The sequence below is a fragment of the Candidatus Dormiibacterota bacterium genome (assembly GCA_035544955.1).
Classification (GTDB): Bacteria; Chloroflexota; Dormibacteria; order CF-121; family CF-121; genus CF-13.
The window spans coordinates 1-26,025 of the sequence record DASZZN010000040.1; the positions used below are offsets into that span (position 1 = coordinate 1).

Sequence of the window (26,025 nt, forward strand, 5' to 3'; positions counted from 1 at the left end):
CTGATCGAGCACTTCGATGGTGCGGGAGTGCAGACCTCGCGAGCGCGAGCTTTCCAGCTTGAAGCTGGCGCGTCGCTCGACGATGACAACGTCGGTCCCCGCCAATGTCAGCTCTGCCGCCAGCATCATCCCCGTCGGACCTCCTCCGGCGATCACCACCGCATGCTCGGTCATCGCCACACTCCGGTCGGCATCACCCCGGTACGGCCCAAAAACACGCATTCGTGACTCCCATTTCCGTAGGTTCTGGCTTCGTCCGGCGATTATGCGGCACTACCCGGGGCTTGCCGCAAGCCCCCCGTTGCGCTATATATTGAAAGTGGAGAGGAGCGGGTACTCTCCTTTCCGGCCTCATCACCGTTCGCTAGCATTCGACGTGCCATGTCGGAGCGCACACCGGATGTCCTCGTATCGAACCTATCGCGCACCTTTTTCGTCCCCGAGCGCGAGGCTGGCATGCGCGCGGCAATCGGCAGCCTCATTCACCGAAAGACGCGCGCAGTTCGCGCGGTCCACGCCATCTCATTCGAAATCAAACCTGGCGAAATCGTCGGCTTCCTGGGTCCGAATGGCGCGGGCAAGACGACGACCCTCAAAATGCTCTCCGGCCTTGTTTATCCGACCAGCGGCGAGGCGCGTGTCCTTGGCCACATCCCCGCGCGACGAGAGCGAGATTTTCTCAGCGGGATCACGCTCGTCATGGGAAACCGCAGCCAGTTGCAGTGGGACCTGCCCGCCCTCGACTCGTTCGAGCTGAATCGGGCGATCTACCGCTTGCGCCGTGACGACTTCATGGCGATACGGGACGAGATGATCGAGCTGCTCGAGGTCGCCGACGTGGTCCGCAAGCCGGTGCGCAACCTCTCCCTCGGGGAACGGATGAAAGTCGAAATGGTGGGCTCGCTGCTCCACCGCCCCCGCGTGCTCTTTCTCGACGAGCCGACCATCGGCCTCGACGTGACCATGCAGAAGCGGGTGCGCTCCTTCATCGCCGAGTACAACCGGCGCTATGGGGCCACGGTGCTCCTCACCAGCCATTACATGGCCGACGTCGTGGCGCTGTGCCGCCGGGTGATCGTGATTCACCACGGGCGAGTGCTCTTCGACGGCGACCTGACGGCCCTTGCGGATCGCTTTGCCGCCTACAAGACGATCAACGTCACCCTTGCCAACGCCTCGGTGCCGCTCGATTCCTACGGTGAGGTCATGGAGCGGGATGGCTATCGGGTGAAGCTGCGCGTGGCGAGGGCAGACGTGTCGCGCATCGCCGCGCGCTTGCTCAGCGAGCAGCAGGTCACCGACCTCACGATCGAAGAGCCGCCGATCGAGGACGTGATCGAGCTGGTGTTCGCTCAAAAGGCAACGGCATGACCATCGCTGCTCCCGTTCGCGGCCAACCGTCCCCGCTGCGCGCGATGATCGATTTCTACCTCACGATGATGCGGACCGCGATCCAGACCCAGTTCCAATACCGGGCTGCGACCTATATGTACCTGCTCGGGATGGTCGCCGAGCCCGTGATCTACCTCGTGGTCTGGACGACCATCGCTCGATCCCATGGCGGCGAGGTTGCGGGCATCACCGCCGGTGGGTTCGCCGCCTACTACATCGTGTGGACCCTGGTCCGCAATGTGAACATCGTCTTCACGCCCTACGGGTGGGAGGCGCGGATTCGCGAGGGGCAGCTCTCTGGCCAGCTGCTGCGACCGCTGCACCCGATTCATTACGACATTGCCGACTTCGCCGGCGGCAAGGTGATCTGGGTGTTGTTCTACCTCCCGATCGCGGTCGGACTGACGCTCGTCTTCAAGCCGACCTTCGACCTGACGCCACTCGGACTCGTCGTGTTTTTCCCGGCGATCGTGGGCGCGTACCTGATTCGCACCATGAACCTCTGGCTGCTTGGGATGGTGACCTTCTGGACCACTCGGGGCAGCGCCATTTTCGAAACCTACATCATGGCCGAGCTTCTTCTTTCCGGTCGCCTCGTCCCCTTGCAGCTGATGCCGGCCTGGGTCCAGGGAATCGCGAACTGGCTTCCGTTCAAGTGGACCTTCTTTTTCCCCATCGAGGTCCTGGTAGGACATCAGTCCGCAACGTCGCTCCTGATCGGCCTGGGCATGCAGGTCTTCTGGACGGCGGTTGGTGCGGGTCTGGTGTGGCTCCTCTGGCGCGCCTCCGTAAGGCACTACACGGCGGTGGGCAACTGATGCCCCGTCCTCTCGCGGTCGCCTGGCTCTACGTTCGCATCGGGGCCATGAACGAGCTTCAGTACCGCGCCAACTTTATCGTCGCGCTTTTCCAGGCGCTGCTCGCGCTCGCGGTTGCCCTTGTCGTGCTCAGTCTCGTCTACGCCCATACGACGGAGCTCAACGGCTGGACGCAACCGCAACTCCTCTGCCTGCTCGGAATCCAGATCTTGATGGGAGGCGTGATCAACGCTGTGATCCAGCCCAACATGGAACGGCTGATGGAGGAGATCGGAGACGGAAAGCTGGACCATGCCCTCACCAAGCCTGAGGATGCGCAGCTGCTCGTCAGCGTCCGCGAGCTGCGCATCTGGCGGACGATCGACCTCATCACGGGTGCGATCGTGATCGGCGTCGGCCTCACCCAGCTCCATCGCGGCATGGCGGTTGGCGACTGGCTGGCGTTCGCGCTGCTCATCTTGCTCGGTGGCGTGATGATGTACTGCTTCTTGCTCATCCTCACGACCGGCGCCTTCTGGGTTGTCCGAATGGGGTTTCTGCCGGACTTGTTCGAAGGCGTCTATCAAACCGGCCGGTGGCCGATCGGCATCTATCCGGACTGGCTGCGCTACTCGCTGACCTTCCTGGTCCCGATTGGATTTGCCATCACCGTACCGGCGGAAGCCCTAACCTCTCGGCTTCAGGAAAACACCGTCCTGCTGGCGACAGGATTTGCGATCGTTCTGCTCACGGTCAGCCGCTGGTTCTGGCGTCGCGGGCTCCGCCGTTATTCGGGCGCGTCGGCCTGAATTCGCGGCGGCAGGAGCTAGCCGGTCAGGCGCCGCCGGCGCTTCCCGGCGATGTTGAGGCGCCCAAGGATGAAGGCGTCGAGGACGCGGTGCGAGGCGATGACGCCGTCGCCCACGCGGCGGGATCCCTTACGCCGGTCCGCCTTGAGATCGATCAAGTACTTCTCCTGCTGTGCCCACACCATCTCGATCAGGCGGCTGAAGCTCGTGCCGTCCTCGACGGTGATGCCTTCCTTCTCGATCCGGGCCTTGACCGCCTCGGGCAGCGTTTTGGCCTCGGCGAGGTTCAGCCGCTCCAGCGCTTCCAGCAGGTCGTCGAGCCGTCGGAGGTGGTAGCGGCGCTCCGCCTCGTTGCCGTATGCGTGAGGTGCTGATGCGTCCAAGCGGTCCTCCTCGTTGTGGTCTACGGTCGTATAACTCCGGAGCCCGCGATAACTTCGATTCCCTGCTTCTCCAGGGCATCGATCACCCGGTTCATCCCGATGGAGTCGCTGGGGATGTGGCCGGTGATCACCAGGTTCGCTGTAGGCCGCTGCAACTGCTCCAGCTCCCGCAGGTCCCGCTCGTCGATGTGCATCGCCAGAATGGTATCAATGCCATGCTCATAATACGTGCGATAGACGAGTGCGCCACCATTGGTTCCGGCTGCCATCTGGACCACCCAGCGTCCAACCGGGTTTTGGGCCTCCCCCAGCCAGAGTTCCGGCTGCACCAGCGAAGCCTCCATTTCCGGGATCGTCTTGAGCTCGCCCAAGAGGCCGCCGACACTCGTCGTTCCGGCGTCGACCACCCGGCCCACGAAGTCGATGAAGAACTGGCGCCCGATCAGGTCGGCCGCCAAATGGATGTTCATCATCGGCATCTCGAGCTGGCGCGCCGCATCCACCACGCGGTCGTAGTTGGTTGTGTGCAGGCCGTGGGCCACGGGTCGCTGACGGGCCAGCATCATCTCGTGGGCGACCTCGGCCGGGATCCCGGCAGCCCGCATCTGGGTCTTATGGCCTTCGATCACCGTGGCCAGGCCGAGCCGGGCGTGCGAACCGATCGGGTGGTGAGCGATCACCCCGTCGGCGCCGAGCGCCCGGGCCAGGAGCAGCTCACCGACGTCGACGTCGATACCGACAAAGACCCGCCGTACCTCACCGTCGAGGTAGACCTGCGAGTCGGACGGAGTCTGGTCGCAGCCCGCGAGGCGATTGGCCGTCGCCATGATGTCGCTGAGCCGCACTCCGGCATTATCTTCTCTGCCTCTCCCTCCCCCGCTCCGGGCCTGTCGGCCCACGCGAGCGGCGCTTCAGTGCCAGGCGAGCGGTTGAGACGTTCCGGGGGAGGGTTGGGGTGAGGGCGTTAAGGCCAATTAGAATCCGTCCGTGCCGGCCAATGCGGGAACCGATCGCCGGGGCGGCGACGGCGGATTCGCGCCGACCTTCAAGGAAGCGGTGGGTCGCTGGCGTCGCCGCCATCGACACCCCGGGCCCAGCGAAACCTGGTTCGCCGTGCACTACCGGGTCGGCTGGCTTGTCGAGCGCCTCTCCTACCTGGAGAGCATCCACCTCCTTCGCCAGGGCCTCGACGTCCGCTCCCTCGCGGCTGAACGCCCGGCACGGCGGAAAAAGGGCGAGGCCAGCGCTGATGACGCGCACCCCGACGACGCCAACCCCCTCGATGTCGAAGACGAACCAGCGGACGCCCTGGCGTCGACCGAGACAGGCACACCGCCCGGCGATGCCCGATAATCCGCCCATGCCGCGCTTTCGGCCGCGCTGGCTTAGTGCGCTCCTCGGTGGCATCGTCCTGCCATTTGATCCCGTGCTCGGCATGGTGATACTGATGGTCGGGTTGTTGCCAAAGCGAAGGACCGCCCCCAGAGTCCTGAAGTGAAGGTGTACCTCGGCCGCGCGGTCAGCGGCGAATTGGGTCCGCGCAGCTTGGAGGCGATCCAGCTGGCCCACCGGGCGCTGCGTGAGTTCGGGGTCGGCATCCTCGCCGAGCGGGTGGCGGATCCTGATTACCGGCCCGGGCTCGATCGTCCCGAGCTGATCGCCGAAATGATGCACCGCGAACTCCTCGAAGCGGACGCCGGCTGCATGGAGATGACCGGGCGCAGCACGGGGGTTGGCTTCGAGGCGGGCTGGCTGCTGGGGCGTGGGCGGCCGGTGCTGGCGCTCTATGACGCCGACGTTCCGCCGGCGTCATCCGTGGTTCGCTTCCCGCCCTTTGATCACTGCGTGCCCTTCGGCTATCACGACCTGATGGACGTTGGCGGCGCCGTCACCGACTTCTGCCGCACCATCGCCGCGCACGCCGCCTACCGCGCCGAAGGCTGATCTAGCTTTCCTGCGCCTCCTAGACTTCATGGGTGAGCTTTCGCGCGTGCGTCCTGACCGTGAGTACCAAAGGAGCGCGTGGCGAACGCGCCGATGAGAGCGGGGAGAGAGTCAGCGAGGAACTCGCGCGCGTCCCATGCGAGATCGTCGGACGCGCGGTGGTCAGCGATGAGGTCGCCGACATCCAGCGCCAGATCCGCGAGTGGCGGCAGGCGACCGACCCCGACCTGATTGTTTTGACCGGTGGCACGGGGCTGGGCCCGCGCGACGTCACGCCGCAGGCTTTGGAACCCATGCTCGACTACCCGGTGCCGGGCATCGCGGAAGCGATGCGCGCGGCGGGGCTGCGCAAGACGCCGCATGCGATGTTGTCGCGCTCGCTCGCCGGCGTGATCGGCAAAACCCTGATCCTGGCGCTTCCCGGAAGTCCTCGCGGCGTCGTGGATAGCCTCGAGGCCGTGATGGAAGCGTTGCCGCACGGCCTGCGGACGCTCCGCGGCGACGTCAGCGACGCCCCGGCCGCCCACCGTCCCCGTTGATGGGTCGCATCAGGGTCGGCATTTCTTCCTGGACCGAGCCGACGCTGATCAAGAGCGGGTGGTATCCACCGGATGCCACTACCGCGGAGGATCGGCTGCGCTACTACGCGTCGAAGTTTCCCGTTGTCGAAGTGGACAGCACGTTCTATGCGATCCCCAACGACAAGACGGCGCAGCTGTGGGTCGAACGCACACCGAAGGATTTCACTTTCAACGCCAAGGCGTACGCGCTGCTGACGCAGCACCCGACCCCCGCGGCCAGGCTGCCCAAAGACCTGCGCGAGAAGCTCGCCGACTCCAAAGCCAATCTCTATTTCAAGGACCTGGCACCGAAAGACAAAGAAAGCGTATGGGACCGTTTTCGCGAGGGCCTGCAGCCGTTGCAGGATGCCGGCAAGCTGGGTGCGATCGTCTTCCAGTTTCCCAAGTGGTTCCTGCCTTCGCCCGCCTCCTACCGATTCATGGAAGACCTTCGGGAGTGGCTCCCGGATTTCGGCATCGCGATCGAGTTTCGCCAGGCCTTGTGGATGAAGGAAGAGCGTCGTGCGCGCGTCGTCAAATTCCTCGACGAGCACGGCTTTACCTACGTGGTCGTCGATGAGCCGCAGGGCTTTACCTCGAGCGTGCCGCCGGTGGTCGCTGCGACGGCGCCGCTGGGGATGGTGCGCTTCCACGGACGCAACCGCGAGACCTGGGAGAAGAAGGGGATCAGCACCGCCGAGAAATTCCGGTACCTCTACGAGCCGAGCGAGCTGAAGCCCTGGGTCCCGAACCTTCGCGATATGGCGAAGGTGGCCAAGGACGTGCACGCCATCTTCAACAACTGCTACTCCGATTACGCCGTCCGCAACGCGGAGGACCTCACCCACCTCCTGAGCTGAGCGCCGAAAGGTTCCCGGTGCGGGCCGAGTTGCATGGGTAGCGCCGCGGCGCAGCTATGCAGGCTTACCAATCGCCTCCGTGTCCGTATTGTGGCGCTACCTGGAACCAACCGGGCGCCCAGGCCTGCGCAAATTGCCGAAACCCTCTGCCGCCGCCGCAGCCGAGCTATGGGCCACCTGGCTATCCACAGGGACAACAGCCGGGCCAGGGCTACGGTGCCCCCAACTATCCTCCACAAACCTATCCCCAGCAGCCGCAGTACCCGGGAGCTCCGCCAGGATACCCGGGGCAGCCGCCGCAAGGGTATCCCGCCTACGGGCCGCCCGGATATCCGCAGCAACCGGGCCCCTACGGCCCCGACCCGGGGTACGGGGCATACGCGCCCGCGGGCCAACCCACCGCCGCGTTAGGTACGACGATCCGGCTCTTTGGCCAGACCTTCTCGCTGCCGGTCGCGCTGCCGCCGGCCCTGCTGCAGTTGCCGCTGCCGACCGCCCGGTCAGCGGCCGTTGTGGTCGCGGGAGTGGTCGTTGTGCTGGTGCTGTTCGTTGGGGTGCTCCCTGCGGTCGCCTCGAGTCAGATTTCAACCGCCAACCAGTCGCTGAAGACTGCTGCCTCCCACCAGGACAAGATCGATGCCGCCTTCACCCAGGCCTTCACCCTGCGGAACACCACCAGTGACCCTGTCGCCGCCAAGACCCAATTCGACAAGCTGTCGAAGTCGTTAAACGACGGCCTTAACCTGGTACGGTCCGATGAGGCGGCCGTGACATCCGTCGATCAGCGGCTGACCTTCCTCCAGGGGTTGGCGCCGTCGAAAGGTGCCGGCATCACCGCCGTGCGGAACCGTATCAACGGCGCCATGGTGGGCCTGAAGCAAGCAGACCAGGCACTCACCGCAGCAGTCAACGAGACAAAGGTCATCCAGCCATACAACGACGCGCTGATCGACTACGGAAAAATTGGTGCCGCGCTCGCCAAGCACGACCTGGTGGGCGCCGGCGCGCCGTATCCCGACGCCCAACAGAAGATCGACCTGGCCGTGTCGAACTCACATGCCGCCGGACTCCCTCCCCAAATCGCCGAGCAGGTCAGCAGCTTCAGCGACGTCCTCCAGAACACAGAGAGCCTGATCCAGGCCATCCAGGCCAAGGACACGGCGGGCATCAAGAAGAGCACCGATGCCATGAATGCCGCCCTCAAGGCGATGTCGACTCCAGAAGAGACGGTGCCCGCGGACTATGAAGCGAAAACGTTCGCTCCGATGCAGAAGGCCTACGACGCGGCGATGAAGGCGGTCAAGAGCGCGAGCTAGCCGGGCGACGCTGGTCGCCGCTCTTTCCTCCGCGCTTCTCGACGAGCTCGATCCCTTCGATCGTCATCCAGCGGTCGGCGCTCTTGGCCATATCGACGACGGTCAACGCCGCCACCGCGACCGCCGTCAGCGCCTCCATCTCGGCGCCTGTTTTTCCGTCGCAGCGCACCCGTGCCTCGATCCGCACGCCAGGCAGGTGAGGGTCTGGCACACAGTCCACATCGACCAGCGTTAGCAGCAGCGGGTGGCACATCGGGATCAGCTCGCTGGTGCGCTTGGCAGCCAGGATGCCGGCAATGCGAGCCGTGGCAACCACCTCGCCTTTGGGAAGGTTGCCGAGCATGATCGCCTGGAGCGCCCCCGCGCTCATTTTTACCGCGCCGCGCGCCCGGGCCTCGCGGCTGGTCACCTGCTTGTCACCGACGTCGACCATCCTCGCCTCGCCGCTCGGTTTTAGGTGGGTGAGCTTTTTGGCCGTCACCGCAGCGCATCCAGGTCGTCGCGCCGGACGTCCTTCTGGTGCGGACGGGGGGCCGCGCCGCGAGCGATGACGTGGTCGCCGTAGCGGCCGCGCAGCTCATCGAGCTGCTCATCGAGCATGGCCAGGCGTGACGATCGCGATTCGAGCAGGCTCAGCTGCGTGGCGCCTTGCTCCAGGTTGCTGACGCCGGCTCCGATCAAGCGGATCGGTCGAGAGGGGTCGAGCTGTGTTTCCAGCAGCTGGCGGAGCGCCGCCGCCAGCTGGTCATCGCGGTCGGTGGGATGGGGCAGCGTCGCCTGCCGCGATTGGGTATCGAAGGGCTGGTATCGGATCTTCAGCACGATGGTCCTGGCTGAGAGGTGGTGTGAGCGCAGACTCTGCGCGACGTCCTGCAACAGAGCGAGGGCGGTTTCCCGCACCTTGGCGGCGTCGCTCACGTCGCGATCGAAGGTGACCTCACGCGAGATGCTCTTCGGATCACCGGGCGGTAGCACCGGGCTCAGATCGATGCCCCGAGCGTGAGCGCCGAGCAGTCGGCCGTACTGGCCGAAGAGTTCGCCAAGCAGCGGGTCAGGGAGGGCGGCCAGGTCGCCGACGGTGCGAACCCCCATCCGTTCGAGGCGGAGTATCGACGCCGGCCCGCAGCCGGGCAGCCTGACAAGCGGTAAAGGGGCGAGGAACGAGGCCTCACCGCCGGCCGGCACGACGACGAGGCCGCGCGGTTTGCGAAGCTCGGAGGCGACCTTGGCGACCAGCTTGCAACTGGCCACCCCGATGCTGAGATCGAGACCGCAGCGCGTCTTGACCTCGTCACGAAGGCGGACCGCCACCGTGCCCGGTGGGCCGAACAGCGCCTCCTCGCCGGTGAGGTCCAGGTAGGCCTCGTCCAGGGCGATCGGCTCGATGACCGGCGAATAACGATCGAGGATGGCAAAGACCGACTTTGACGCCTCGCGGTACGCGGGAAAGTCGCAGGGAACGAAGACGGCGCCTGGACAGAGCCGTCGCGCCCGGCTGAGCGGCATGGCCGAACGGACGCCGAAGGGTCGGGCCTCGTACGAGGCCGCGGCAACCACACCCCGCTCGCCCTCGACGCCGGCCCCGCCCACGATCACCGGCTTGCCGCGCAGCTCAGGGCGGCGCAACTGCTCGACCGATGCGTAGAAGGCGTCGAGATCGACATGCATCACGACCCGCTGCACGGGCCTATCTTAGGTGGGTGTAACAAGCGCGTGACAAGCGCGTATATGGCGTGTCGCGGCGAGATTGCGTTGCTATGATCCCGGGGCTGGCTAGGCCCGCCGGCGTCCCTGATTCCCGTCCCCTCTTCGGATCCAACGACAACCCCTCCTTCCGGCGGGCCGCGCTTCTCCTTAGCAAGGAAGGTCAGAGGCTGGCGTTGCCATGGGGATGGGTCGCCTCATCACCCTGGGCGTCGCGGTCGCCTCTATCCTGCTGATCTGGAAGGGCGGCGTCCTCAATTCGATGCTGCCGCAGCAGGCGGCCCCGCCTCTGGATCCCGGGCCGGTCATCAGCAAGAGCGGTGACGCGATGCAGGCCCTCAAGAGCGTTCACCTGTCGCTGAACGGCATCCTGGTCCTCAATGGCGTCGCGGGCGTCAAAGTCACCGGCTCCGGCGACCTCATCTATCCCCACAAAGAGAACCTCAGCCTCCAGCTGGAGATCCCGGCCGCGAATGGCCAGACCGCGATCGTCGCCATGAATGAGCGCATCGAGGGTGGCCACGACTTCGTCCAGATCCCGAGCCAGGGCCCGGCCTGGAAGGACGTCACCGGGAACTCAAAGGGCCAGGTCGCGCCCGGGATGGATCCGATCGCAAACCTCGAGTTCGCCCATGCCTTTCGGGCGTCCGACGACCTGGGCGACATCACGATGGACCAGATCGCCATGCACCATTTCTCCCTGACCGTCGACCCCGGCAAGTACGTCGGTCAGCTCAAGGCCGATCCGAATAGCGGCGTAACCGCCCAGGACGAGGCGGTCCTGACCAACGCCGGCATCCAGGTCGAGGTCTGGATCTCGGCCAGCGACTCGCTCATGCATCAGATGAAGATCGACATGAGCACCACCCAGTTCACGTGGACCCTGACCTATCACTTCTCGAACTTCGTGACCGGCGGCGGGTCGACCTCTACCTAGCGACGAAGCCTCCGGTCAGACGCCGACCTTCTCGCGCTCCCGCTCCCGCTCTTTTTCGGGCGGCCTGGGTGGGTGGGTGCCGTACTCACGAAGCTCGTCCTCGGTCAGGTGCCCGGCGGCGATCAGCAATTCGACGTACGTTACGCCCAGATGCGGCGCCGCCCGCCGGAGCACCCAGGGTGGCGGATTCTCCTTGTTCTTGTTGACGGCCTGGTAGAAGTAGATCTGGTTCAGGTCACAGCGGACCGCAAGCCGGTGCAGGGAGATGTTCTGCTCGCGACACTTGCGCTTCAGATAATCGCGGAAGTCCACCGCCCCACCTACCTCCAGAAAGCCCATCCGCGAAACACTACTCGCGCGACGTGACCCCATTATAGGTATCGGCCTCGCGCGCCCTGGGGACAAGACGGGCGACGATCGCCGGCAGCTCACCGAGCCGCTGGATGACGAAATCCGCAACACCCGGGTCATCCTCCTGGCGCCATTCGCGCGTCAGCACAGCCCGCATCCCCAACGCCTTGGGCCCCTGCACGTCCTCCAGCACCCGGTCGCCGACGAACAGCGTGCGGCCGGGGTCCGCGCCCAGCTTTTTCAACGCGTCAGCGTAAATTTTGGGGTGCGGTTTGCGTACGCCGACCTCGGAGGAGAAGGTCACCGCGTCGAAATAGTTCGCGAGACCCATCGCGACCAGCTGTTGCTTCATCAGGCGCGGCAGGTAGGCGGCGTTGGAGACGATTCCGAGTCGCAGTGGCTGTCCGCGCAGGGCCTCGAGCGTGCTTATGACGTCGGGGCCGACATGGACGCTGCTCAGCCAGCCCTCCTGTTCCAGCTCCATGACCCGCTCGATCAATTCCGGCTCGAGCTCCAGGCCCAGTCCGCGTAACGCGGTGTCGTAAACGGTCGCGATCTCGACCTCCTCGGCCCGGCCGGCCGCATAGTCGCGCTGGATCGCGTCGTCGACCGCCTTCGATACCTTCTCGATCAGGACGTGCGCCGCCGGCACGTCACGTTCTAGTTTGTCAGCCAGCAGCCGGTTGACCTTCTCGTAGGCCTCGACCAGCAGGGAGTGCGGCCGATCATCGAAGTAGATCAGCGTGTGTCCGTAGTCAAAGAGCACCGTCTCGATGGGTGCGCTCACAGGAGCGAACGCAGCGCGTCCAGATTCTCGCGTCCTTCCAACATCTCCTCCCCGGGCGTCTCGAGCACGAACGCGCAGTGGGCCAGCGGTTCGTAGTTGAGTAACGTCCGGAAGCCTTCGAGCCCGATGTTGCCCTTGCCGATGTTGACGTGCCGGTCGGCCTTGCCGCCGAGGGCGACAGTGGTGTCGTTGCAGTGGCAGGCCCGGATCCGTTCCGCGGGAAGGATGGAGGTGAGTTGATCCAGGGTGGTGCGCATCCCCTCGGCGCCGGCGACGTCGTGGCCCGAGGCGTAGGCGTGGGCGGTATCGAGGGTGACACCCAGCCGCGCGGCGTGCTGCGGTAACCGGCCGAGGATCTGGGCGAGATCCTCGAAGTTTGCCCCGACGTACGCGCCGCCGCCGGCCGAGGTTTCGAGCAGGCACATGCTCGAGCCGCCAGCCTTGCTGAGTACGTGGTCGAGCGTCGCCACGACACGATCGATCCCCGCTTGGGCGCCATCGCCCATGTGGCTCCCGACATGGGTGACCACATAGGCGCAGCCGTACACCTCGGCGCGCTCGAGTTCCGCAATAAGCGCCTCCCGTGACTTCTTCTGGAAGTTGGGGTTGGGGCTGGCCAGATTGATCAGGTACATGGCGTGTGACATGGCTGGTCGTACGTCCAACTCTTCGAGCGCTCGCTTGAACTGCGCCGTCGCCTGGGCGTCCACCGGTGCCGACCGCCAGGCACTCGGGTTGCCGGTAAAAATCTGGACGGCCTTGAGTTGCAGCGCCTTGATCGTCTCGACCGCCTTGTCCAGGCCACGGCCGGTGTGGATGTGCATGCCGATTCGTCGCTCCTTGGCCATCGCTCTCAATTCTAGGTAGGGCCGGTGCGTAGACTGACTGCCGTGTACAAGCTCACGAGCTTCGCGGTGGGCCCCTACGACAACAACGTCTACCTGCTCAGTGATCCGAAAAGCAAGGAGGCCCTGTTGATCGACGCCGCCAACGACGCGCCGCGCATCATCAAGGAGCTCGAGGGTCTGCGGGTCACGCACATCCTCACCACGCATGGACACGCCGACCATGTTCAGGCGCTGCAACCGGTACGAGAGCAGACCCACGCCCGCTTCAGCTGTCACGAGTCGGACGAGTCGATGATGCCGATCAAGGCCGATCACCGCGTTCGTGACGGTGACCGTTTCCGTTTCGGCGAGTACGAACTGCTTGCCCTGCACACGCCCGGTCATACGCCAGGCAGCATCTGTTTGCTCAGCGGCGAGCACCTCTTTTCTGGCGACACGCTGTTCCCGGGCGGGCCGGGGAACACGGCGAATCCCTACGCCAGCTTTCCGACCATCATTGAGAGCATCCGCGGCAAGCTGTTCACGCTCCCGGACGAGACCCAGGTGCTGCCTGGCCATGGGAAGCCCACCACCATCGGCCACGAACGACCCCATCTCGACGAGTGGATCCAGCGCGGCTGGTAGCGGCCCGGCCCGCCCGGCCTGCGAGTGACTTTGCGCCACGCGACCCCCGAGCGATCGTGCGCGTGCGTAGCGTGCGGGCACGCCGCGATCGGGTCGAGGTGGCGGCGGAGGACGACCGTGGCGCGCTGATCCCCATCGAGATCCGGCCGGTGGCGCCGAACATCGTACGGCTCCATTTTGGGGCCGGAGCGACCCGCCCATCCCGATTGCTCGTGGACGATGCGCCGTTCGCCACCGACTGGAAGATGGATGAAAGAGCCGACGGGTGGTCCGTCGCAACATCGGCGCTGACGCTGGAGGTGGATCGCGCTCCGTTCCGGATCCGCGTGAAGGACGCGGCGGGCACGGTGCGCTTTGAGGACGAACCAAACGATCGCGATATCCGCGGTGGCTACCACCATTTTCCGACCGGGCATGCGCGTGGGTTGCGGTGGTTGACGGCGGGACTCAAGCCGGATGAGGCGCTCTTCGGCCTGGGCGAGCACTTCGGCGCGCTGAACCGGCGCGGACAGGTATTCGCGTCCTGGACGGTCGATGCGTTCGGCGTCCGCAGCGACCGGGCTTACAAGAACGTCCCGCTGCTCCTGAGCTCCGAGGGTTATGGCGTCTACTTCGACATGACCGGACCTCTCTATTACGACCTCGGCCAGGCATCGGTCGCCGCCTGGCAGGCCACCGCCCGCGCCGATCACCTGCGTGCCTACTTGATCGTGGGCGACGGGATTGCGCCGATGATGCACGCCTACCATCGGCTGACCGGCGCACCAACGGTGCCGCCGGATTGGTCCTTCGGTTTCTGGATCAGCCGCTGGGGCTATCGCAACCGCGACGAGGTGATGCAGGTCGCCCGCCGGATGCGAGAGGAACGCGTCCCCTGCGACGTCATCCACATCGACCCCTACTGGATGCGCTACCACGAAGGGCACCACGGCGACCTGGAGTGGGACGAGTCAGCTTTCCCCGATCCGAAAGGGATGATCGCCGAGTTGAACGCGCTTGGATTCCGCCTCAGCCTCTGGGAGAGCCCCTACGTGCCCCTCGACTCCGAGATGCGAGCCGAAGGCGAGCAGAAGGGCTTCTTGTTGATGGCCAAGGATGGAAGCGGCCCAGCCCTCGTCCATGGCTTCGCCAAGCCGAGCGCGGCCGTCGATTTCACGAACCCCGACGCCGTGGAGTGGTTCAAGGCGAAGAACCGGCGGCTGCTGGAGATGGGCGTCGCGGTGCTCAAGACCGACTTTGCAGAGGACATGCCCGAAGACGCTGTGCCTTACGACGGCACGGCAGCCGAGCAGCTGCACAACTTATATCCACTCCTCTACCAGCAAGCCGTCTTCGAGGTCACGAAAGAGGTCCACGGCTACGGCCTCATCTGGGGGCGTTCGGGCTATGCCGGATCGCAGCGATACCCGGTGCACTGGGGTGGTGATCCGGGCTGCACCTTCGACGATATGGCAGCGAGCCTGCGCGGCGCGCTGAGCTGGATCCTGTCGGGAGCGGCCTTCGCCAGCTTCGACATGGGTGGTTTCTTTGGGATTCCGACGCTGACCGACCCGCCCAGCCCCGAACTCTACGTGCGATGGTCACAGATGGGCTTGCTGTTCTCCCACGCGCGGGCTCATGGCCATACCGCGCCACGCGAACCCTGGGCCTACGGCGAGCCCGCGCTTTCGATCTTCCGGCGGTATGCGCAGCTGCGCTACCGGCTGCTTCCGTACTTGTATGCGGCGGCGCGTCGCGTCGGTGGAGGCGTGCCACTGGCACGGCCGTTGGTCTACGACTATCCATTGAATCCAGCCACGCACCACATCGATGACGAATACATGCTGGGACCCGACCTCCTGGTCGCACCCATGTTCAAACCTCGCGGCTCGCGCGAGATCTACTTACCCAATGGTGGCTGGTACGACTTCTGGAACGATCAGCGGTTCGACGGGGCACGCTGGATCACCTACGACGCTGAGCTTGAAACGCTTCCGCTGTTCGTGCGGGCCGGCGCCGTGCTGCCAATGGGACCCGACCTCCAGTACGCGAACGAGCGAAGCTGGGATCCGCTCAGCTTCGAGGTCTATCTGGGCGTCGATGGCGTGACCGAGATGGAGTTGACCGACGGCCACCGCCGGCTCCACTTCACGTCGACCGTCGGCCGGGAGTATCTGCGGCTGGAGGGTGGCCCTCTCGAGTACGCGGCCACGGTTCGTGTGCACCGGCGCGGCGGGCCACCGGTCGATGGCCGTCTCGGACAAACGATTGAACTCAGCTAAGTCTGCTATGCGGCGTGGCTGAGTGAACTGGTCAGAATAGTCGGCCCTTGATTGAAGGCGATGGCTGGGCCAACTGATCAGGGTTGGCAACTCTGCTAGCCCGTCTTTTTATGGTGAAGAGCTGGCCGCGCTGGATGGCTGCGCGGCCCGGAAAGTCAGATTCAGGCGAAGCGTTGCTCCACTCTCAACAGTGATCACGCGCGGATTAGTAGTCAGCACATAGCCCGAGTCATTCCAAATCGTGTATGTGCCGGGAGGGAGGGGGATGGTGTAGTTGCCTGAGTCATCCGTCGTCACTTCAAAGACGAGGCGAGTCGAAGCGGCCTGGAAGCCAACGTGCTCGCGCTTGAGCGGAAAACTGTAGCAGTTGACCGGTGAACTGCCCGAACAACCCGCATAGCTGACGTAGCCACGCACCGTGCCTTCGGAAGGACACTGGTCCGGCGCCGTGACCGCGGCTCCGAGGGGTACCTGCACGGTCGCCAACGTTGGGTGATCCCAGTCGCCGTCGCAAGCCTGAGCATAGCGGTACGTGCCCGGATTCACAGTACCGGTGATCCAGTCAGTCCCATTCCTGTGCAGCCGGGCACCCACGTCCTCTCCGCCGGGCACCCGAATCACCGAACCGGCTGAGGCGGGAATGGTCAGGACCCCCTCGAGATGCAGCGCCGGCGCCGGCGGTACGGTCGGCGGGAGGGCGTAGGTGGCGGCGTAGCCGATCAGGACCACGATGCCTCCCGTGGCGCATGCCGCAAGTGGTGTCGGCGGTCGGACGATCGCGATGAGCAGGAGAAGAGTCGACCCGGCGGTTGCCGCCGCGATCACCGCGTAATAAGGAACCGGATCGGGTTGCCAGAACGCCAGCGCCCCGGTGACGATGGCGCCCAGGGTGTTGACGAGGAGGAAGATTGGAGCGCGCCGGCCACGCGGCAGTCCTGGACGCAACGCGAAAACCAGGGCTGGAATGCCGAATAGCAGCGCCGGGCCCAGCAGGATGGCGACCGCCCCAATCCCGTAATAGAGGACGATCGCGCCGTAGGCGATGGCAATCACGATGACGACCGCCCACAGTCCCAGGCCCTCGGCCAGCAGCAGAAGGCGGATGCTGACGCTGAGCCACCACGGGAAGCGATCATTAAGTGACGGCGACCGGAACCTGCCGTGCATCCACAACACCAAAGCGTTCACTGTCTGAAAAAACGGGGATCAGGCCCACTTCATGTGGCCGGACGGTGATGAGCTCGAGGCGAGGCCCTCAGGGTGAAGGCCGTTGCTGGGCCGACTGGATTCGAACCCCCAGAGTGACGACCGGGACCACCTGCGGGGCTAGCCGCTCCCTCTCAACCGAACGAAGACTTCGGACGCTTCGAGGATCTTCTCCGTCCGGCTGTTGGGAATGTGGATGCGCACGCCGGGATGCGCCGATGTCCCGAAGTCCCAGCCCTCGAGATAGCGCGCGCGGATCTCAGCGATCGTCTTGACGCCCTCCGTGCTCGACCCGTTCGTCATCCAGACGGTCGGCTCTCGCGCCGTCGCGTAGCCGAGCCCGACTTCGGTTCCGCTGTCCCGAAAGAACCGTAGGCCCGTAAGCGCGGTATCCGGCGGGACCAGGTCGCTGGAGCTCTCGGCCACCTGTTGCAGCGTCGCCATCTGTCCCTGAGCGACGGTGGTCCGGACCTGCATCCGCGCCTTGAGGTGTTGTGAGCGCTCCCTTTTCTTCTGCTCGCTGGCCACCTGCTGGATTTGGACCCGCAGCCGGGCCAATGCCTCCTCGAGAGGTGCCATCTCCGCCATGATTTCCCGAACCCGGTGGGCCAGGTCTTCGTCGGAGGCCTGGTCGAGGTTCACGTGCTCTGCCATCGACCTACAATTATTGGCCAGCGTGTCAGTTGCTCAAGCGTCGACCGGCCAGCTCAAGGATTCCATCAGCACCCGCGTCGACGCATTGCGGCCGGAACTCGAACGGATTGGCCGCGATATCCACGCCAATCCCGAGATCGCCTACGAAGAGCGGCAGGCCGTCGCCTGGCTGGCCGAGCTGCTCAAGAAACACGGCTTCAGCGTCGAGGTCGGCGTGGCCGACACCCCGACCGCCTTCGTCGCGACGCGCCGGAATGGAACCGGCCCGACGGTTGCCTTCCTCTCCGAATACGACGCCCTCCGTGGCCTCGGCCACGGCTGTGGCCACAACCTGATCGCCACCGCCTCCGCCGGGGCCGGGATTGCGCTGGCCGAGTCGCTAGACCGCTTGCGCGGACGGGTGCTTGTCATCGGCACGCCCGCCGAGGAAGGTGGCGGCGGCAAAATCCGGCTGATCAACGCCGGCATCTTCCAGGAAGTCGACGCGGCGATGATGTTCCATCCCGACACGCGCACCCAGGTGCTGCATTGGGCGCTGGCGGTCACCCACATGCACTTCGAGTTCATCGGTCGGGCGGCGCACGCCTCGGGGGATCCGGAAAAGGGGATCAACGCGCTCGATGCCTTTGTGCTCGCCTACAACGGGATCAGCCTGCTCCGCCAGCAGATGAAGGAGGGTGCCCGGCTCCACGGTTTCCTCAAAGAGGGCGGCACGGCCCCCAATATCATTCCCGAGCGCACCAGCGGCGAATTCCTGGTGCGGGCCCGCGATCAGGCATACATGGAGGAACTGCTCCAGAAGGTGAAGAATATCTTTCAGGCGGCGGCGCTCGCCACTGGCTGCAGCCTGAATCTCACCTACGAAGAGTCGGCCTACACCGACCTTCGGAACAACGGGGTGCTGGCTCGGCTGTTCGAGGAGAACCTCCGTCGGGTCGGGATCGATCCGGTGGAAGGCGTGCCCTGGGAAAACGCTGGTTCGACCGACATGGGCAACGTCAGCCACGTGGTTCCCGCGCTCCATCCCACGCTCGCCATCGCGTCGGAGGATGTGCCGGGTCACTCGCAGGCGTTTTTGGAGGCTTCGGGCTCGCCGCGCGGCTACCAGGCGATGATCGACGCCGCCAAGGCGCTGGCGATGACCGGCGCGGATCTGCTCGCTGACCCCAGCCTGGTCGAGCAGGCGAAAGTGGAGTTCCGCCGCACCTGAGCCCGCCTCGGCGAAACTAAGCCCATGATCAACGAGCGCTACCGCGAGGATCGCGAGCGCCGCCGCCTCGGCAGCCTCACGGTGTTCTCCGGCCCGACCCACTCCGGCAAGACCAAGAAGCTGGAGGCCGAAGCCGAACGCGCCCAGCGGCAGGGACGCCACAACCAACTCCTGGCCGGTCCGCCGGACGCCAACCAACTGCTGGACCAGCTCGACCCCGCCGCCGAACTCGTGACCATCGATGGCGCGCAGCTGTACGACGATCGCCTGGTCGAGGTGCTCAACGACCTGGCGACCATCCATCGCGTCGACGTCGTGGTCGCGGGCTGGGAGCTCGACTACACCGGCCAACCGGCCGGCCCGCTGCCGGAGTTGATGTGCGCCGCCGATTTTGCGCTCAAGCTCGACGACGGCGTCTGCGCCCAGCCCGGCTGTCGAAACCTGGCCAGCCGCACGCAACGGTTTCACCCGGTGAATGGCACGCCCGAGCGCTTCTTGCCCGTCTGCCGGCGACATCACACGGCCGAAGCCCGCGCGGCCAGCTTCCAGGAAGTGTGGTTCGACGAGCCGTCTGGCAGCCTCGACCTGATTAGCGGTTGTATGTTCAGCGGCAAGACCCAGGAATTGATCCGCCGGCTCGACCAGGCGCGCTACGCCGGCTCGACGATCCAGGCATTCAAGCCCGCGCTCGACGATCGCTACGCCATCGAGGCGGTAGCCTCGCACCGCGAGGTCCGTTTTCCGGCGATCGCGGTGCCGGATGTGGCGGCCCTCCGCGATCAGCTCCGAGACGACACTCGGGTGATCGGTATCGACGAGGCGCAATTCCTCGGGCCGGAAATCGTGAGCCTGGCGGAGGAGCTGGCCGATCGCGGCCGTCACGTGATCGTCGCCGGCCTCGACCTGGACTTCCTCGCCCGGCCGTTCGGACCGATGCCGCTGCTGGCCGCCTACGCGGACCGGCTCACCAAGCTGCAGGCATCATGTCAGTACCCGGGTTGCGGCTCGCGACAGGCGACCCGTACGCAGCGGCTGGTCGACGGCGAGCCGGCGTCCGCGGATTCCCCGCTCGTCGTGATTGGCGGCGCGGCCACGTACGAAGCGCGCTGCCGCCACCATCACCGCGTCGGGGTCGTCAGCAGACCAGAACCGGCATCGATGGTCGAGGAGTCAGCCGAGCTCTAGGCCGCGCAGGCGCTCGTTGCCGATCAATACCCCGAGAACCGCCACGGCGACAGCACCGCCCACCGCGAGCGTCATCGCCGCCAGCCAGGTGGTGAATGTCGAGAACCCGGTTGCGCTCGCAAGCGCCAACGAGATCGCCAGCAGGAGGGCGCTGCCGCCGGTGATGATGCCAAAGAAGGCGATGCCGATGACGACCCCGACCGGGCTCAACATCCGTCGCGCATCGGTCCAATCGAAGCGGGCGAAGACCGCACCGATGCCGACCATCAGGGTGGTGACCGTGACCGCCTGGGCGACCGCGAGCAAAATCGCCGTGGCTGCCCACAACCAACCGGGCCGGATGAGGATCTCGGCGGCAAGCGCGACTAGGGCAACCAGGAGCGCGGTGGGCAAGGCGGCCGACCAGCACTTGCCCTGCAAAAAGCGCAGGGTCGTATTCGGCGACACCGCGTAGACCCAGATACTCTTGCCCTCCAAACTGACGGCGGTCAGCCCGAGCGAGATGCTCAGGGAGAAGAGCAGGATCCAGGCCGGAACGAGGCCGACCATGGCCGCCGCCGGCCCGTCGCCCAGGCTCTGGACGGCACTGCGCAAGCCGCCAAAGCGCAGCCCAAAGATGACGAAGATGAACACGACCGGCATCACAAAGCGCACGAGTTGGGCCAGGTCGCGGGTTCGCATGCGCCAGTCCTTGACGACGATCGATGCCAGCAGCGGACTCAGCAGCGGAAGCGCGCCGCTGAGCCGGCGGGTGCGTGCCCCCGCTGGACGGCGTCGCCGCGGCGGGACCGCCTGGATCCACCCGGCAAGGTAGAGCCGGCCGCTGAGCATCGTTCCCGCGACGAAGATCGCGAGCGAGACGGCGAGGAGCACCAGCGCCCACTCGGCCGCGACGGACCAGTCGCCCCGCAGAATCGCCGCTCCGCTCCGCCCGGCCCACCCGGAGGGCAGCCAGGTCGCGCTGGCGGCCGGCACATCGGGCAAGGATGGTGGTACGCCCCGGCGGGCGAAGCCGGGATCGCGCAATGCCGGGTTGAAGAGGAAGTTGAGCACGTTGATGCCCAGCGCCAGCACCACGCCGAAGATCGTCACGACCTCGCGTCCCCGTCCCACCGGAATGAAGCGGACGAGGAGGAGGCTTGCCAGGGAGATGATGACGACGATGGAGACGGGATAGAGCAGGTAGAGCGCGGCGAAGACCACTGGGATCGCGAAATTGTGATTGGCGATCGCGAGGACGAGCAGGGCCGGTAGGGTGAACACCAGGCTCAGCAGCAGGAGTCGCAGGACCTGGACCACCATCCGCCCGGCAAGCACACTCTCGACGGGAAGCGGCGACGCGAGCAGCAGGTCCAGGTCCGAATTGAGCAGCAAAGCATTGAGGCTGAACACCAGGCTGCTGAAGATGAGGACGCCCGTGTAGCCGAGAAACGCGAGGTTGAGCAGATGCACCGTGTCGATCTGGATCGGTGAGCGATGCGACGCCTGGACCCCGAGCCAGGTGATGAACGCCTCCCACGACCAGGCAACCACGATGACGGCCGCACTCACGATAGCGCCGGCGATTCGTCCCGGCTTGTGGCTGCGGAGGGTCTGATTGAGGAACATTTGCAGCTGGGCACGCCAGAGCAGCAGCCCGACATCGAGCCCGGCAACGAGCCGGCCGATCGGGTTATCCCTCGAGGCCACGCAAGACCGCGCTGACGTCTTCCTCGCGGCTCCCGGTCAGCTCGAGGAAGATCTGCTCCAGCGATTGCCCGTCCTGTCCGACCATGTGCCGCAGCTCCTGCAGGCTGCCCATGGCGACCAGCCGGCCGCGATTGATGATGGCCAGCCGGGTGCACATCCGCTCCGCGATCTCCAGGATGTGGGTGGAGAAGAACACCGTCTTCCCCTCCTTACAAAAGTCCTGGAGGATGTCCTTCATCTGGCGGGCACTGTGTGGATCCAGGCCTACGGTGGGTTCGTCGAGGAAGAGCACCTGTGGGTCATGCAGCAGGGCGGCGGCCAGCGACACCTTCTGGCGCATGCCGCGCGAGTAGCCGGAAAGGAAGTCGTTGGCGCGTTCGTGCAGGTCGAAGAGCTTCAACAGTGCCTCGATCCGGCGATCGCGAAGGCGGCGCTCGACGTGGTAGAGGTCACCCGAAAACTCGAGGAATTCGCGGGCGCTCAGCTTGTCGTAGAGCGTCGCAGCATCCGGCACGTACCCGATCCGGGCCTTCGCTCGCTCCGGCTCCACCATGATGTCGACACCCGCCACCCGGGCGCTGCCGCTGGTGGGGCGCAGCAGGCCCACCAGCATCTTGATGGTGGTCGTCTTGCCGGCGCCGTTGGGCCCCAGGAAGCCGAACAGCTCCCCGGCCGAAACCTCCAGATCCAGGTCCTCCACGGCCGTCAGGCTGCCGTACCGCTTGGTCAGGAGCCGGGTGGAGAGCACCGTGCCAAGTCTAGCGGGGCAGCTCGAAAAACCGGCCTAAAATGGCCCTCGAAGGGCGGCCTCCGCTGAATTCAGCTCGAATTGGGCCTGAGGGCGCCGCTGCGTAACAGGTTTTGCGCCGTTACAGCGTTGTTTCCGTGACCCACACCGAAAAGGCCGGTCAGCATGATGGAGGCAGAACCGCAGGAGGGCGAACTCGGCGTCCTCGTCAGCAGCCCGGAGTTCGCGCGGATGGTGGACCGCTTCCAGGCCTCCACCGGGCTCAAGCTCCAGGTTTTCGACCTTGACGCGCACCCGCTGACGCCGGTCGAAGACTACCCCCGGTATTGCCGGATGCTCCAGGAGCGCAAGGCCTGTCCCCTCTACAACGACCCCGAGTTCCTCAGGCGCGCCGAGGAGACGATGGGGGTCTGCAAGTCGGGCGTCGGGCACTTCATCGCCCCGGTGCGCAACGAAAAGGAGGTCCAGATCGGTGCCGTCCTGGGCCCGGCTGTGAAGTTTGCGCCAAACTCCGTTGAGGAGTTTGCCGAGCTCGCCTTCCAGCTCAAGATCTTTCCCGACGACCTGATTCAGGCCGCCGACGCCGTCCAGGAACACGATGCCGAGAAGCTGCTGGGAGCGGGAGAGCTGGTTTCGGTTGGGCTGAACCTGCTCGCCGAGATGCAGGCCGAAGAGCGCGTCGGCCAAACCCTGCGCCGGCTGGAAGCCCAGATCGCGGAGTCAAACTCGCAGATGCTGTCGCAGCACGTCGTCGACGCCATCCTCTATCTAACCCGTGCCGACTACGGCCTGGTCCTCTTGCTGGACGACAACGGGGCGGACCTGGCCTCGGGCTACGATCAGCCCGCGCCGGACCACCTGGTCGAGGCGAAGCGACGGCTGCTGGAGGGAATCGCGGAATGGGTGAGACACGCCGACCGAAGCGTGAGCGTCCCTGACATTTCGAAGAGCGCCTGGTCCCGATATCTGACAGACGATGTCGTCAAGGAGGGAAGCATCGTGGGCGTCCCGATCACCGAGCAGAAGGGCAAAGGGACGGTCGGCGCCATCGTCGTCGGCTTCGACCGTCCACGCGATGACCTCGAGGAACCGCTGGCCGCGCTGGAGAGCTTCGTCGGCGAGGGTCTGTACGCGCTGATGATGGGCCGCAAGCTGATCCAGGCTGAGAAGCTCGCCCTACTCGACGTGCAATCGGGGGCGTACAGCCAGGCGTTCCTGGAGGAGCTCCTCGAAAAAGAGATCAGCCGCGCCTCTCGCCACAACCACGACCTCGCGGTCATGATCTTCGAGATCGAGGCGTTCGAGGTTCTTAGAGGCAAGTACGGTGAAGTCGGGCTCAGCCGGATCCTCCGCGAATTCGTCGCCGTCATCCGCTCCAAGACGCGCAAGGTGAACACGCTGGCCCGCATCAGGGACGGCCAGTTCTCCCTCGTCATCCCGGAGGCGGACCGGGCGATCGCGGTTCGGCAGGCCGACCGGATCCGCCTGATGCTGGAGGAGCATCCCTATGCGGCCAGCCCGAACGGCGACATCGTGCGCCTCGCGGTCGATACCGGCGTGGCTGCCAGTGAGCGCGGCCAGCTCGATCGGGTTTCACTGCTGGCGCTCGCCGAGGAAAGCCTGCAGCAGGCTCGCACCGAACGCCGCACGCGTAGCTTCAACCCCTAACGGGCCCATGATCGGGACGCCGCCCGATCGCCCTGCCGGCTGGTCTGGCAGAGGATAGTAAGAGGATGAAAGTCCTGATCAGCGGTGGATCCGGCTTTATCGGCCGTCACCTGGTCGCGAGCCTGGTCGAGGACGGTCACGAAGTGGTCGTACTCACTCGGCGGCCTCAAACGACGAATCCGCAGAAGGGGGCCCGTTACGTCGCCTGGGATCCGCGCACCGAGAACGGCGAGTGGGTTAAGGAAGTAGCGGGAGCTGCCGGAGTAGTCAATCTCGCCGGGACGAGTATCGGCAGCTGGCCATGGACGCGACAAAAGATGGCGGAGCTGTTGTCCAGCCGGCTTTCCGCGACCGCCACGCTGGTCAAGGCGCTCGAGCGCACGCCGGCCGAACGTCGGCCGTCCGTGCTCGTCAGCGCCTCGGGCATCGACTACTACGGTGACCGCGGCGACGAGGCGATCACGGAGGAGAGCCGCGCCGGCGATTCGTTCCTCGCGCGGCTGAGCCAGCAGTGGGAAGCCGAGGCGGAAAAGGCGCAACCACTCGGCGTCCGCGTCGTCCGGATTCGCACCGCCATGGTTTTCGGCCGCGAAGCGTCTGCGTTTCGACTGTTGACCCTACCATTTCGACTCTTTGTCGGTGGTCCATTGGGTAATGGTCGCCAGTGGTTTACCTGGATTCACATCGACGACATCATCGGGCTCTACCGGCTCGCGCTGGAGGACCCCCGCGTCACTGGTCCGGTGAATGCCGTGGCCCCCGATATCCGGCGCGAGCGGGAGGTCGCGAAGGAAATTGGTCGCGTGCTCCATCGTCCCGCCCTGATTCCCGTTCCGTCGTTCGCGCTCAAGTTGGTGCTCGGCAAAGAGGCACAGCTCCTCTTGCATGGCCGCCACGCCGAACCGAAGAAGGCCCTGGGATATGGTTACCGGTTTCGATTGGGTGGGCTTCATGAGGCCCTTGAGGAAACCTTCCGGCGCCGCTGACCCCAACCGGGCCGAATCCCGGCTCGGCCCATCCTCACCGTTTGCTCCAGTTCTAGGCAATTACCGCGACCGCCTGGCGAGACCGCTCGCGGATCAATTCCTTGGCGCCGACCGTCGTCATCGCGTGCGCCTTGACGGAACCATGCACCAGATCTGGGCCGGCACGGCTGGCTGCGGCCATTGTTCACCGTGCTGGCCTGGGCTGACATCCTGTTCCCCGAGACCGGCCGCGATGTTCCCGTCTCGCTGACGATCGAGCCTGACGGCCACGGTGGCGATGTCTGGCGGCGCACCTTCGCCTTTGCGCGCGAGCGGCGGTTCAACGCGACGATGGCCTACGAGGGCTCAAGCGTGATCGAGCGCCTGGGACCTCGCGGGATACTACAGGTGCCATGGCATCTGCGAGTTCAGTCGAGGGATGCGATCCAGATCACGACCGGCGAAACCTGCCTGCGGATCGGCGGACTGCGGCTGCGTTTTCCGCGCTGGCTGCGTTTCCAGGTTGGCGCGCTACAGCATGCCCGACCGAACGGCCGCATGGAACTCGACCTCGTTGTCACGCACCCTCGGCTCGGTCGGATTTTCGGCTACTCGGGAACGTTCACGGTTCAGCGCGAGTCGCTCGATGCCCCGCCACACGAAGCGTCTCCGGGGATCTATCTCGATAGGTACCGCCCGTGGTTTTACGCAGCCGCCGCGTACAACCTTGCCTGGGGACTGATGGCGATTCTTTGGCCGCTGGCATTCTTCCCGCTCATTCGTATGACATCCCCCACCGAGACCGCCATCTGGCGAGCGCTGGGCATGATGGTTCTCGTCTACGCACCGGCGTACTGGTGGGTCGCGCGTGATCCGGTCGCGCATCGGCACCTGGTCGCGATCGCACTTCTTGGCAAGATCCTCGGCCCACTCGGATTCCTATGGGCACTGAACGCACACACGCTGCCGCTCGTCTTCGGCCTCACCATCGTGACGAACGATTGTTTCTGGTGGCCGGCCTTTACAGCGTTCCTAGTCAGAGCCGCGCGATTTTCTGGCGGGTGGAGAGAACTGGTTCAGGGCCGTTAGTTCTCGTCTTGACAAATACACAGATCTGTGTAAGGATG

General features: G+C 65.4%; 30 protein-coding genes. 17 read left to right on the top strand and 13 right to left on the bottom strand.

Going from position 1 to position 26,025, the window contains the following annotated elements:
- Positions 1–174: FAD-dependent monooxygenase (locus tag VHK65_14370; protein HVS07327.1), on the bottom strand; the 174-nt coding region annotated here is incomplete at its 3' end.
- A 207-nt stretch (positions 175–381) separates the two neighbouring features.
- Between VHK65_14370 and VHK65_14375 the strand changes: the two genes are divergently transcribed.
- From VHK65_14375 to VHK65_14385, 3 genes are read left to right on the top strand one after another with little or no spacing between them, the layout of a single operon-like run.
- Entirely contained in the window at positions 382–1,371 is a 990-nt protein-coding gene (locus tag VHK65_14375; GenBank protein HVS07328.1) for an ATP-binding cassette domain-containing protein, read from the top strand.
- Positions 1,368–2,210, top strand: coding sequence for an ABC-2 family transporter protein (locus VHK65_14380; GenBank protein HVS07329.1), 843 nt, complete (start codon positions 1,368–1,370; stop codon positions 2,208–2,210). The genes VHK65_14375 and VHK65_14380 overlap by 4 nt, the downstream gene beginning before the upstream one ends.
- Entirely contained in the window at positions 2,210–2,998 is a 789-nt protein-coding gene (locus VHK65_14385) for an ABC-2 family transporter protein (protein HVS07330.1), read from the top strand. The genes VHK65_14380 and VHK65_14385 overlap by 1 nt, the downstream gene beginning before the upstream one ends.
- A 17-nt stretch (positions 2,999–3,015) precedes the next feature.
- Here VHK65_14385 and VHK65_14390 read toward each other — a convergent pair whose 3' ends face one another.
- Both VHK65_14390 and VHK65_14395 read right to left on the bottom strand, forming a co-directional pair.
- On the bottom strand, positions 3,016–3,381 hold the full coding sequence (locus tag VHK65_14390; GenBank protein ID HVS07331.1) for a hypothetical protein: 366 nt from the start codon (positions 3,379–3,381) through the stop codon (positions 3,016–3,018).
- Between the two features lie 20 nt (positions 3,382–3,401).
- Positions 3,402–4,226, bottom strand: coding sequence for a hypothetical protein (locus tag VHK65_14395; GenBank protein ID HVS07332.1), 825 nt, complete (start codon positions 4,224–4,226; stop codon positions 3,402–3,404).
- A gap of 142 nt (positions 4,227–4,368) precedes the next feature.
- On the opposite strand from VHK65_14395, the gene VHK65_14400 reads away from it, so the two are divergent.
- From VHK65_14400 to VHK65_14425, 6 genes are read left to right on the top strand one after another with little or no spacing between them, the layout of a single operon-like run.
- On the top strand, positions 4,369–4,734 hold the full coding sequence (locus VHK65_14400; GenBank protein HVS07333.1) for a hypothetical protein: 366 nt from the start codon (positions 4,369–4,371) through the stop codon (positions 4,732–4,734).
- Positions 4,735–4,741: 7 nt separating this feature from the next.
- Positions 4,742–4,879, top strand: coding sequence for a hypothetical protein (locus tag VHK65_14405; protein ID HVS07334.1), 138 nt, complete (start codon positions 4,742–4,744; stop codon positions 4,877–4,879).
- Positions 4,876–5,325, top strand: coding sequence for a hypothetical protein (locus VHK65_14410; GenBank protein HVS07335.1), 450 nt, complete (start codon positions 4,876–4,878; stop codon positions 5,323–5,325). Before VHK65_14405 ends, VHK65_14410 begins: the two co-directional genes overlap by 4 nt.
- Before the next feature lie 32 nt (positions 5,326–5,357).
- The gene (locus VHK65_14415; GenBank protein HVS07336.1) at positions 5,358–5,864 is read left to right on the top strand and encodes a MogA/MoaB family molybdenum cofactor biosynthesis protein; all 507 of its coding nucleotides are present in this window, start codon (positions 5,358–5,360) and stop codon (positions 5,862–5,864) included.
- Positions 5,864–6,745 (top strand): DUF72 domain-containing protein, encoded by an 882-nt coding sequence (locus VHK65_14420; protein ID HVS07337.1) that lies wholly within the window; start codon positions 5,864–5,866, stop codon positions 6,743–6,745. The genes VHK65_14415 and VHK65_14420 overlap by 1 nt, the downstream gene beginning before the upstream one ends.
- A 56-nt stretch (positions 6,746–6,801) precedes the next feature.
- Positions 6,802–8,061: a hypothetical protein gene (locus VHK65_14425; GenBank protein HVS07338.1), complete on the top strand. Its 1,260-nt coding sequence runs from the start codon at positions 6,802–6,804 to the stop codon at positions 8,059–8,061.
- On the opposite strand, the gene moaC is transcribed toward VHK65_14425, so the two are convergent.
- Positions 8,045–8,542, bottom strand: coding sequence for a cyclic pyranopterin monophosphate synthase MoaC (moaC, locus tag VHK65_14430; protein HVS07339.1), 498 nt, complete (start codon positions 8,540–8,542; stop codon positions 8,045–8,047). The two genes, VHK65_14425 and moaC, sit on opposite strands and share 17 nt — an antisense overlap.
- Positions 8,539–9,744, bottom strand: coding sequence for a DNA polymerase IV (gene dinB / locus VHK65_14435; GenBank protein HVS07340.1), 1,206 nt, complete (start codon positions 9,742–9,744; stop codon positions 8,539–8,541). The genes moaC and dinB overlap by 4 nt, the downstream gene beginning before the upstream one ends.
- Positions 9,745–9,952: 208 nt before the next feature.
- Here dinB and VHK65_14440 point away from each other — a divergent pair, with 208 nt between their 5' ends.
- Positions 9,953–10,702 (top strand): hypothetical protein, encoded by a 750-nt coding sequence (locus VHK65_14440; GenBank protein HVS07341.1) that lies wholly within the window; start codon positions 9,953–9,955, stop codon positions 10,700–10,702.
- 15 nt (positions 10,703–10,717) lie between these two features.
- Here the strand turns inward: VHK65_14440 and VHK65_14445 are convergent, their stop codons facing one another.
- Genes VHK65_14445 through VHK65_14455 form a run of 3 tightly spaced genes read right to left on the bottom strand, consistent with a single transcriptional unit; the run spans position 10,718 to position 12,688 of the window.
- Positions 10,718–11,041, bottom strand: coding sequence for a hypothetical protein (locus VHK65_14445; protein ID HVS07342.1), 324 nt, complete (start codon positions 11,039–11,041; stop codon positions 10,718–10,720).
- A 10-nt stretch (positions 11,042–11,051) separates the two neighbouring features.
- Entirely contained in the window at positions 11,052–11,840 is a 789-nt protein-coding gene (locus VHK65_14450; protein ID HVS07343.1) for an HAD family hydrolase, read from the bottom strand.
- Entirely contained in the window at positions 11,837–12,688 is an 852-nt protein-coding gene (locus VHK65_14455) for a deoxyribonuclease IV (protein ID HVS07344.1), read from the bottom strand. Before VHK65_14455 ends, VHK65_14450 begins: the two co-directional genes overlap by 4 nt.
- 24 nt (positions 12,689–12,712) lie before the next feature.
- Here VHK65_14455 and VHK65_14460 point away from each other — a divergent pair, with 24 nt between their 5' ends.
- Both VHK65_14460 and VHK65_14465 read left to right on the top strand, forming a co-directional pair.
- Entirely contained in the window at positions 12,713–13,312 is a 600-nt protein-coding gene (locus VHK65_14460) for an MBL fold metallo-hydrolase (GenBank protein ID HVS07345.1), read from the top strand.
- Positions 13,313–13,368: 56 nt separating this feature from the next.
- Positions 13,369–15,573 (top strand): TIM-barrel domain-containing protein, encoded by a 2,205-nt coding sequence (locus tag VHK65_14465; GenBank protein HVS07346.1) that lies wholly within the window; start codon positions 13,369–13,371, stop codon positions 15,571–15,573.
- 108 nt (positions 15,574–15,681) lie between these two features.
- Here VHK65_14465 and VHK65_14470 read toward each other — a convergent pair whose 3' ends face one another.
- Positions 15,682–16,740: a hypothetical protein gene (locus VHK65_14470; GenBank protein ID HVS07347.1), complete on the bottom strand. Its 1,059-nt coding sequence runs from the start codon at positions 16,738–16,740 to the stop codon at positions 15,682–15,684.
- Positions 16,741–16,899: 159 nt separating this feature from the next.
- A complete protein-coding gene (locus VHK65_14475) occupies positions 16,900–17,433 on the bottom strand; it encodes a hypothetical protein (protein HVS07348.1) in 534 nt (177 codons plus the stop codon).
- A gap of 22 nt (positions 17,434–17,455) precedes the next feature.
- Here VHK65_14475 and VHK65_14480 point away from each other — a divergent pair, with 22 nt between their 5' ends.
- Both VHK65_14480 and VHK65_14485 read left to right on the top strand, forming a co-directional pair.
- Positions 17,456–18,643, top strand: a complete 1,188-nt coding sequence (locus VHK65_14480; protein HVS07349.1) for a M20 family metallopeptidase — start codon at positions 17,456–17,458, stop codon at positions 18,641–18,643.
- Positions 18,644–18,667: 24 nt separating this feature from the next.
- Complete coding sequence (locus tag VHK65_14485) at positions 18,668–19,828, top strand: thymidine kinase (GenBank protein ID HVS07350.1); 1,161 nt, start codon at positions 18,668–18,670, stop codon at positions 19,826–19,828.
- Here VHK65_14485 and VHK65_14490 read toward each other — a convergent pair.
- Positions 19,814–21,517, bottom strand: coding sequence for a hypothetical protein (locus tag VHK65_14490; protein ID HVS07351.1), 1,704 nt, complete (start codon positions 21,515–21,517; stop codon positions 19,814–19,816). The two genes, VHK65_14485 and VHK65_14490, sit on opposite strands and share 15 nt — an antisense overlap.
- Positions 21,501–22,265: an ABC transporter ATP-binding protein gene (locus VHK65_14495; GenBank protein HVS07352.1), complete on the bottom strand. Its 765-nt coding sequence runs from the start codon at positions 22,263–22,265 to the stop codon at positions 21,501–21,503. The genes VHK65_14490 and VHK65_14495 overlap by 17 nt, the downstream gene beginning before the upstream one ends.
- A gap of 165 nt (positions 22,266–22,430) precedes the next feature.
- On the opposite strand from VHK65_14495, the gene VHK65_14500 reads away from it, so the two are divergent.
- Together VHK65_14500 and VHK65_14505 are read left to right on the top strand one after the other, a co-directional pair.
- Positions 22,431–23,933, top strand: coding sequence for a diguanylate cyclase (locus VHK65_14500; protein ID HVS07353.1), 1,503 nt, complete (start codon positions 22,431–22,433; stop codon positions 23,931–23,933).
- 65 nt (positions 23,934–23,998) lie between these two features.
- Entirely contained in the window at positions 23,999–24,919 is a 921-nt protein-coding gene (locus tag VHK65_14505) for a TIGR01777 family oxidoreductase (GenBank protein HVS07354.1), read from the top strand.
- 52 nt (positions 24,920–24,971) lie between these two features.
- On the opposite strand, the gene VHK65_14510 is transcribed toward VHK65_14505, so the two are convergent.
- Positions 24,972–25,100 carry a hypothetical protein gene (locus VHK65_14510; protein HVS07355.1) on the bottom strand — a complete coding sequence of 43 codons (129 nt, stop codon included), beginning with the start codon at positions 25,098–25,100 and terminating at the stop codon, positions 24,972–24,974.
- Positions 25,101–25,108: 8 nt separating this feature from the next.
- On the opposite strand from VHK65_14510, the gene VHK65_14515 reads away from it, so the two are divergent.
- Positions 25,109–25,987, top strand: a complete 879-nt coding sequence (locus VHK65_14515; GenBank protein ID HVS07356.1) for a DUF4166 domain-containing protein — start codon at positions 25,109–25,111, stop codon at positions 25,985–25,987.
- Positions 25,988–26,025 lie beyond the last annotated feature (38 nt).

Coding starts and splice junctions, on each gene's coding strand:
- VHK65_14375 (HVS07328.1), top strand. CDS start 382: ATGTCGGAGCGCACACCGGATGTCCTCGTATCGAACCTATCGCGCACC.
- VHK65_14380 (HVS07329.1), top strand. CDS start 1,368: ATGACCATCGCTGCTCCCGTTCGCGGCCAACCGTCCCCGCTGCGCGCG.
- VHK65_14385 (HVS07330.1), top strand. CDS start 2,210: ATGCCCCGTCCTCTCGCGGTCGCCTGGCTCTACGTTCGCATCGGGGCC.
- VHK65_14405 (HVS07334.1), top strand. CDS start 4,742: ATGCCGCGCTTTCGGCCGCGCTGGCTTAGTGCGCTCCTCGGTGGCATC.
- VHK65_14420 (HVS07337.1), top strand. CDS start 5,864: ATGGGTCGCATCAGGGTCGGCATTTCTTCCTGGACCGAGCCGACGCTG.
- VHK65_14425 (HVS07338.1), top strand. CDS start 6,802: ATGCAGGCTTACCAATCGCCTCCGTGTCCGTATTGTGGCGCTACCTGG.
- VHK65_14440 (HVS07341.1), top strand. CDS start 9,953: ATGGGTCGCCTCATCACCCTGGGCGTCGCGGTCGCCTCTATCCTGCTG.
- VHK65_14445 (HVS07342.1), bottom strand. CDS start 11,041: ATGGGCTTTCTGGAGGTAGGTGGGGCGGTGGACTTCCGCGATTATCTG.
- VHK65_14455 (HVS07344.1), bottom strand. CDS start 12,688: ATGGCCAAGGAGCGACGAATCGGCATGCACATCCACACCGGCCGTGGC.
- VHK65_14470 (HVS07347.1), bottom strand. CDS start 16,740: ATGCACGGCAGGTTCCGGTCGCCGTCACTTAATGATCGCTTCCCGTGG.
- VHK65_14475 (HVS07348.1), bottom strand. CDS start 17,433: ATGGCAGAGCACGTGAACCTCGACCAGGCCTCCGACGAAGACCTGGCC.
- VHK65_14485 (HVS07350.1), top strand. CDS start 18,668: ATGATCAACGAGCGCTACCGCGAGGATCGCGAGCGCCGCCGCCTCGGC.
- VHK65_14500 (HVS07353.1), top strand. CDS start 22,431: ATGATGGAGGCAGAACCGCAGGAGGGCGAACTCGGCGTCCTCGTCAGC.
- VHK65_14505 (HVS07354.1), top strand. CDS start 23,999: ATGAAAGTCCTGATCAGCGGTGGATCCGGCTTTATCGGCCGTCACCTG.
- VHK65_14510 (HVS07355.1), bottom strand. CDS start 25,100: ATGGCCGCAGCCAGCCGTGCCGGCCCAGATCTGGTGCATGGTTCCGTC.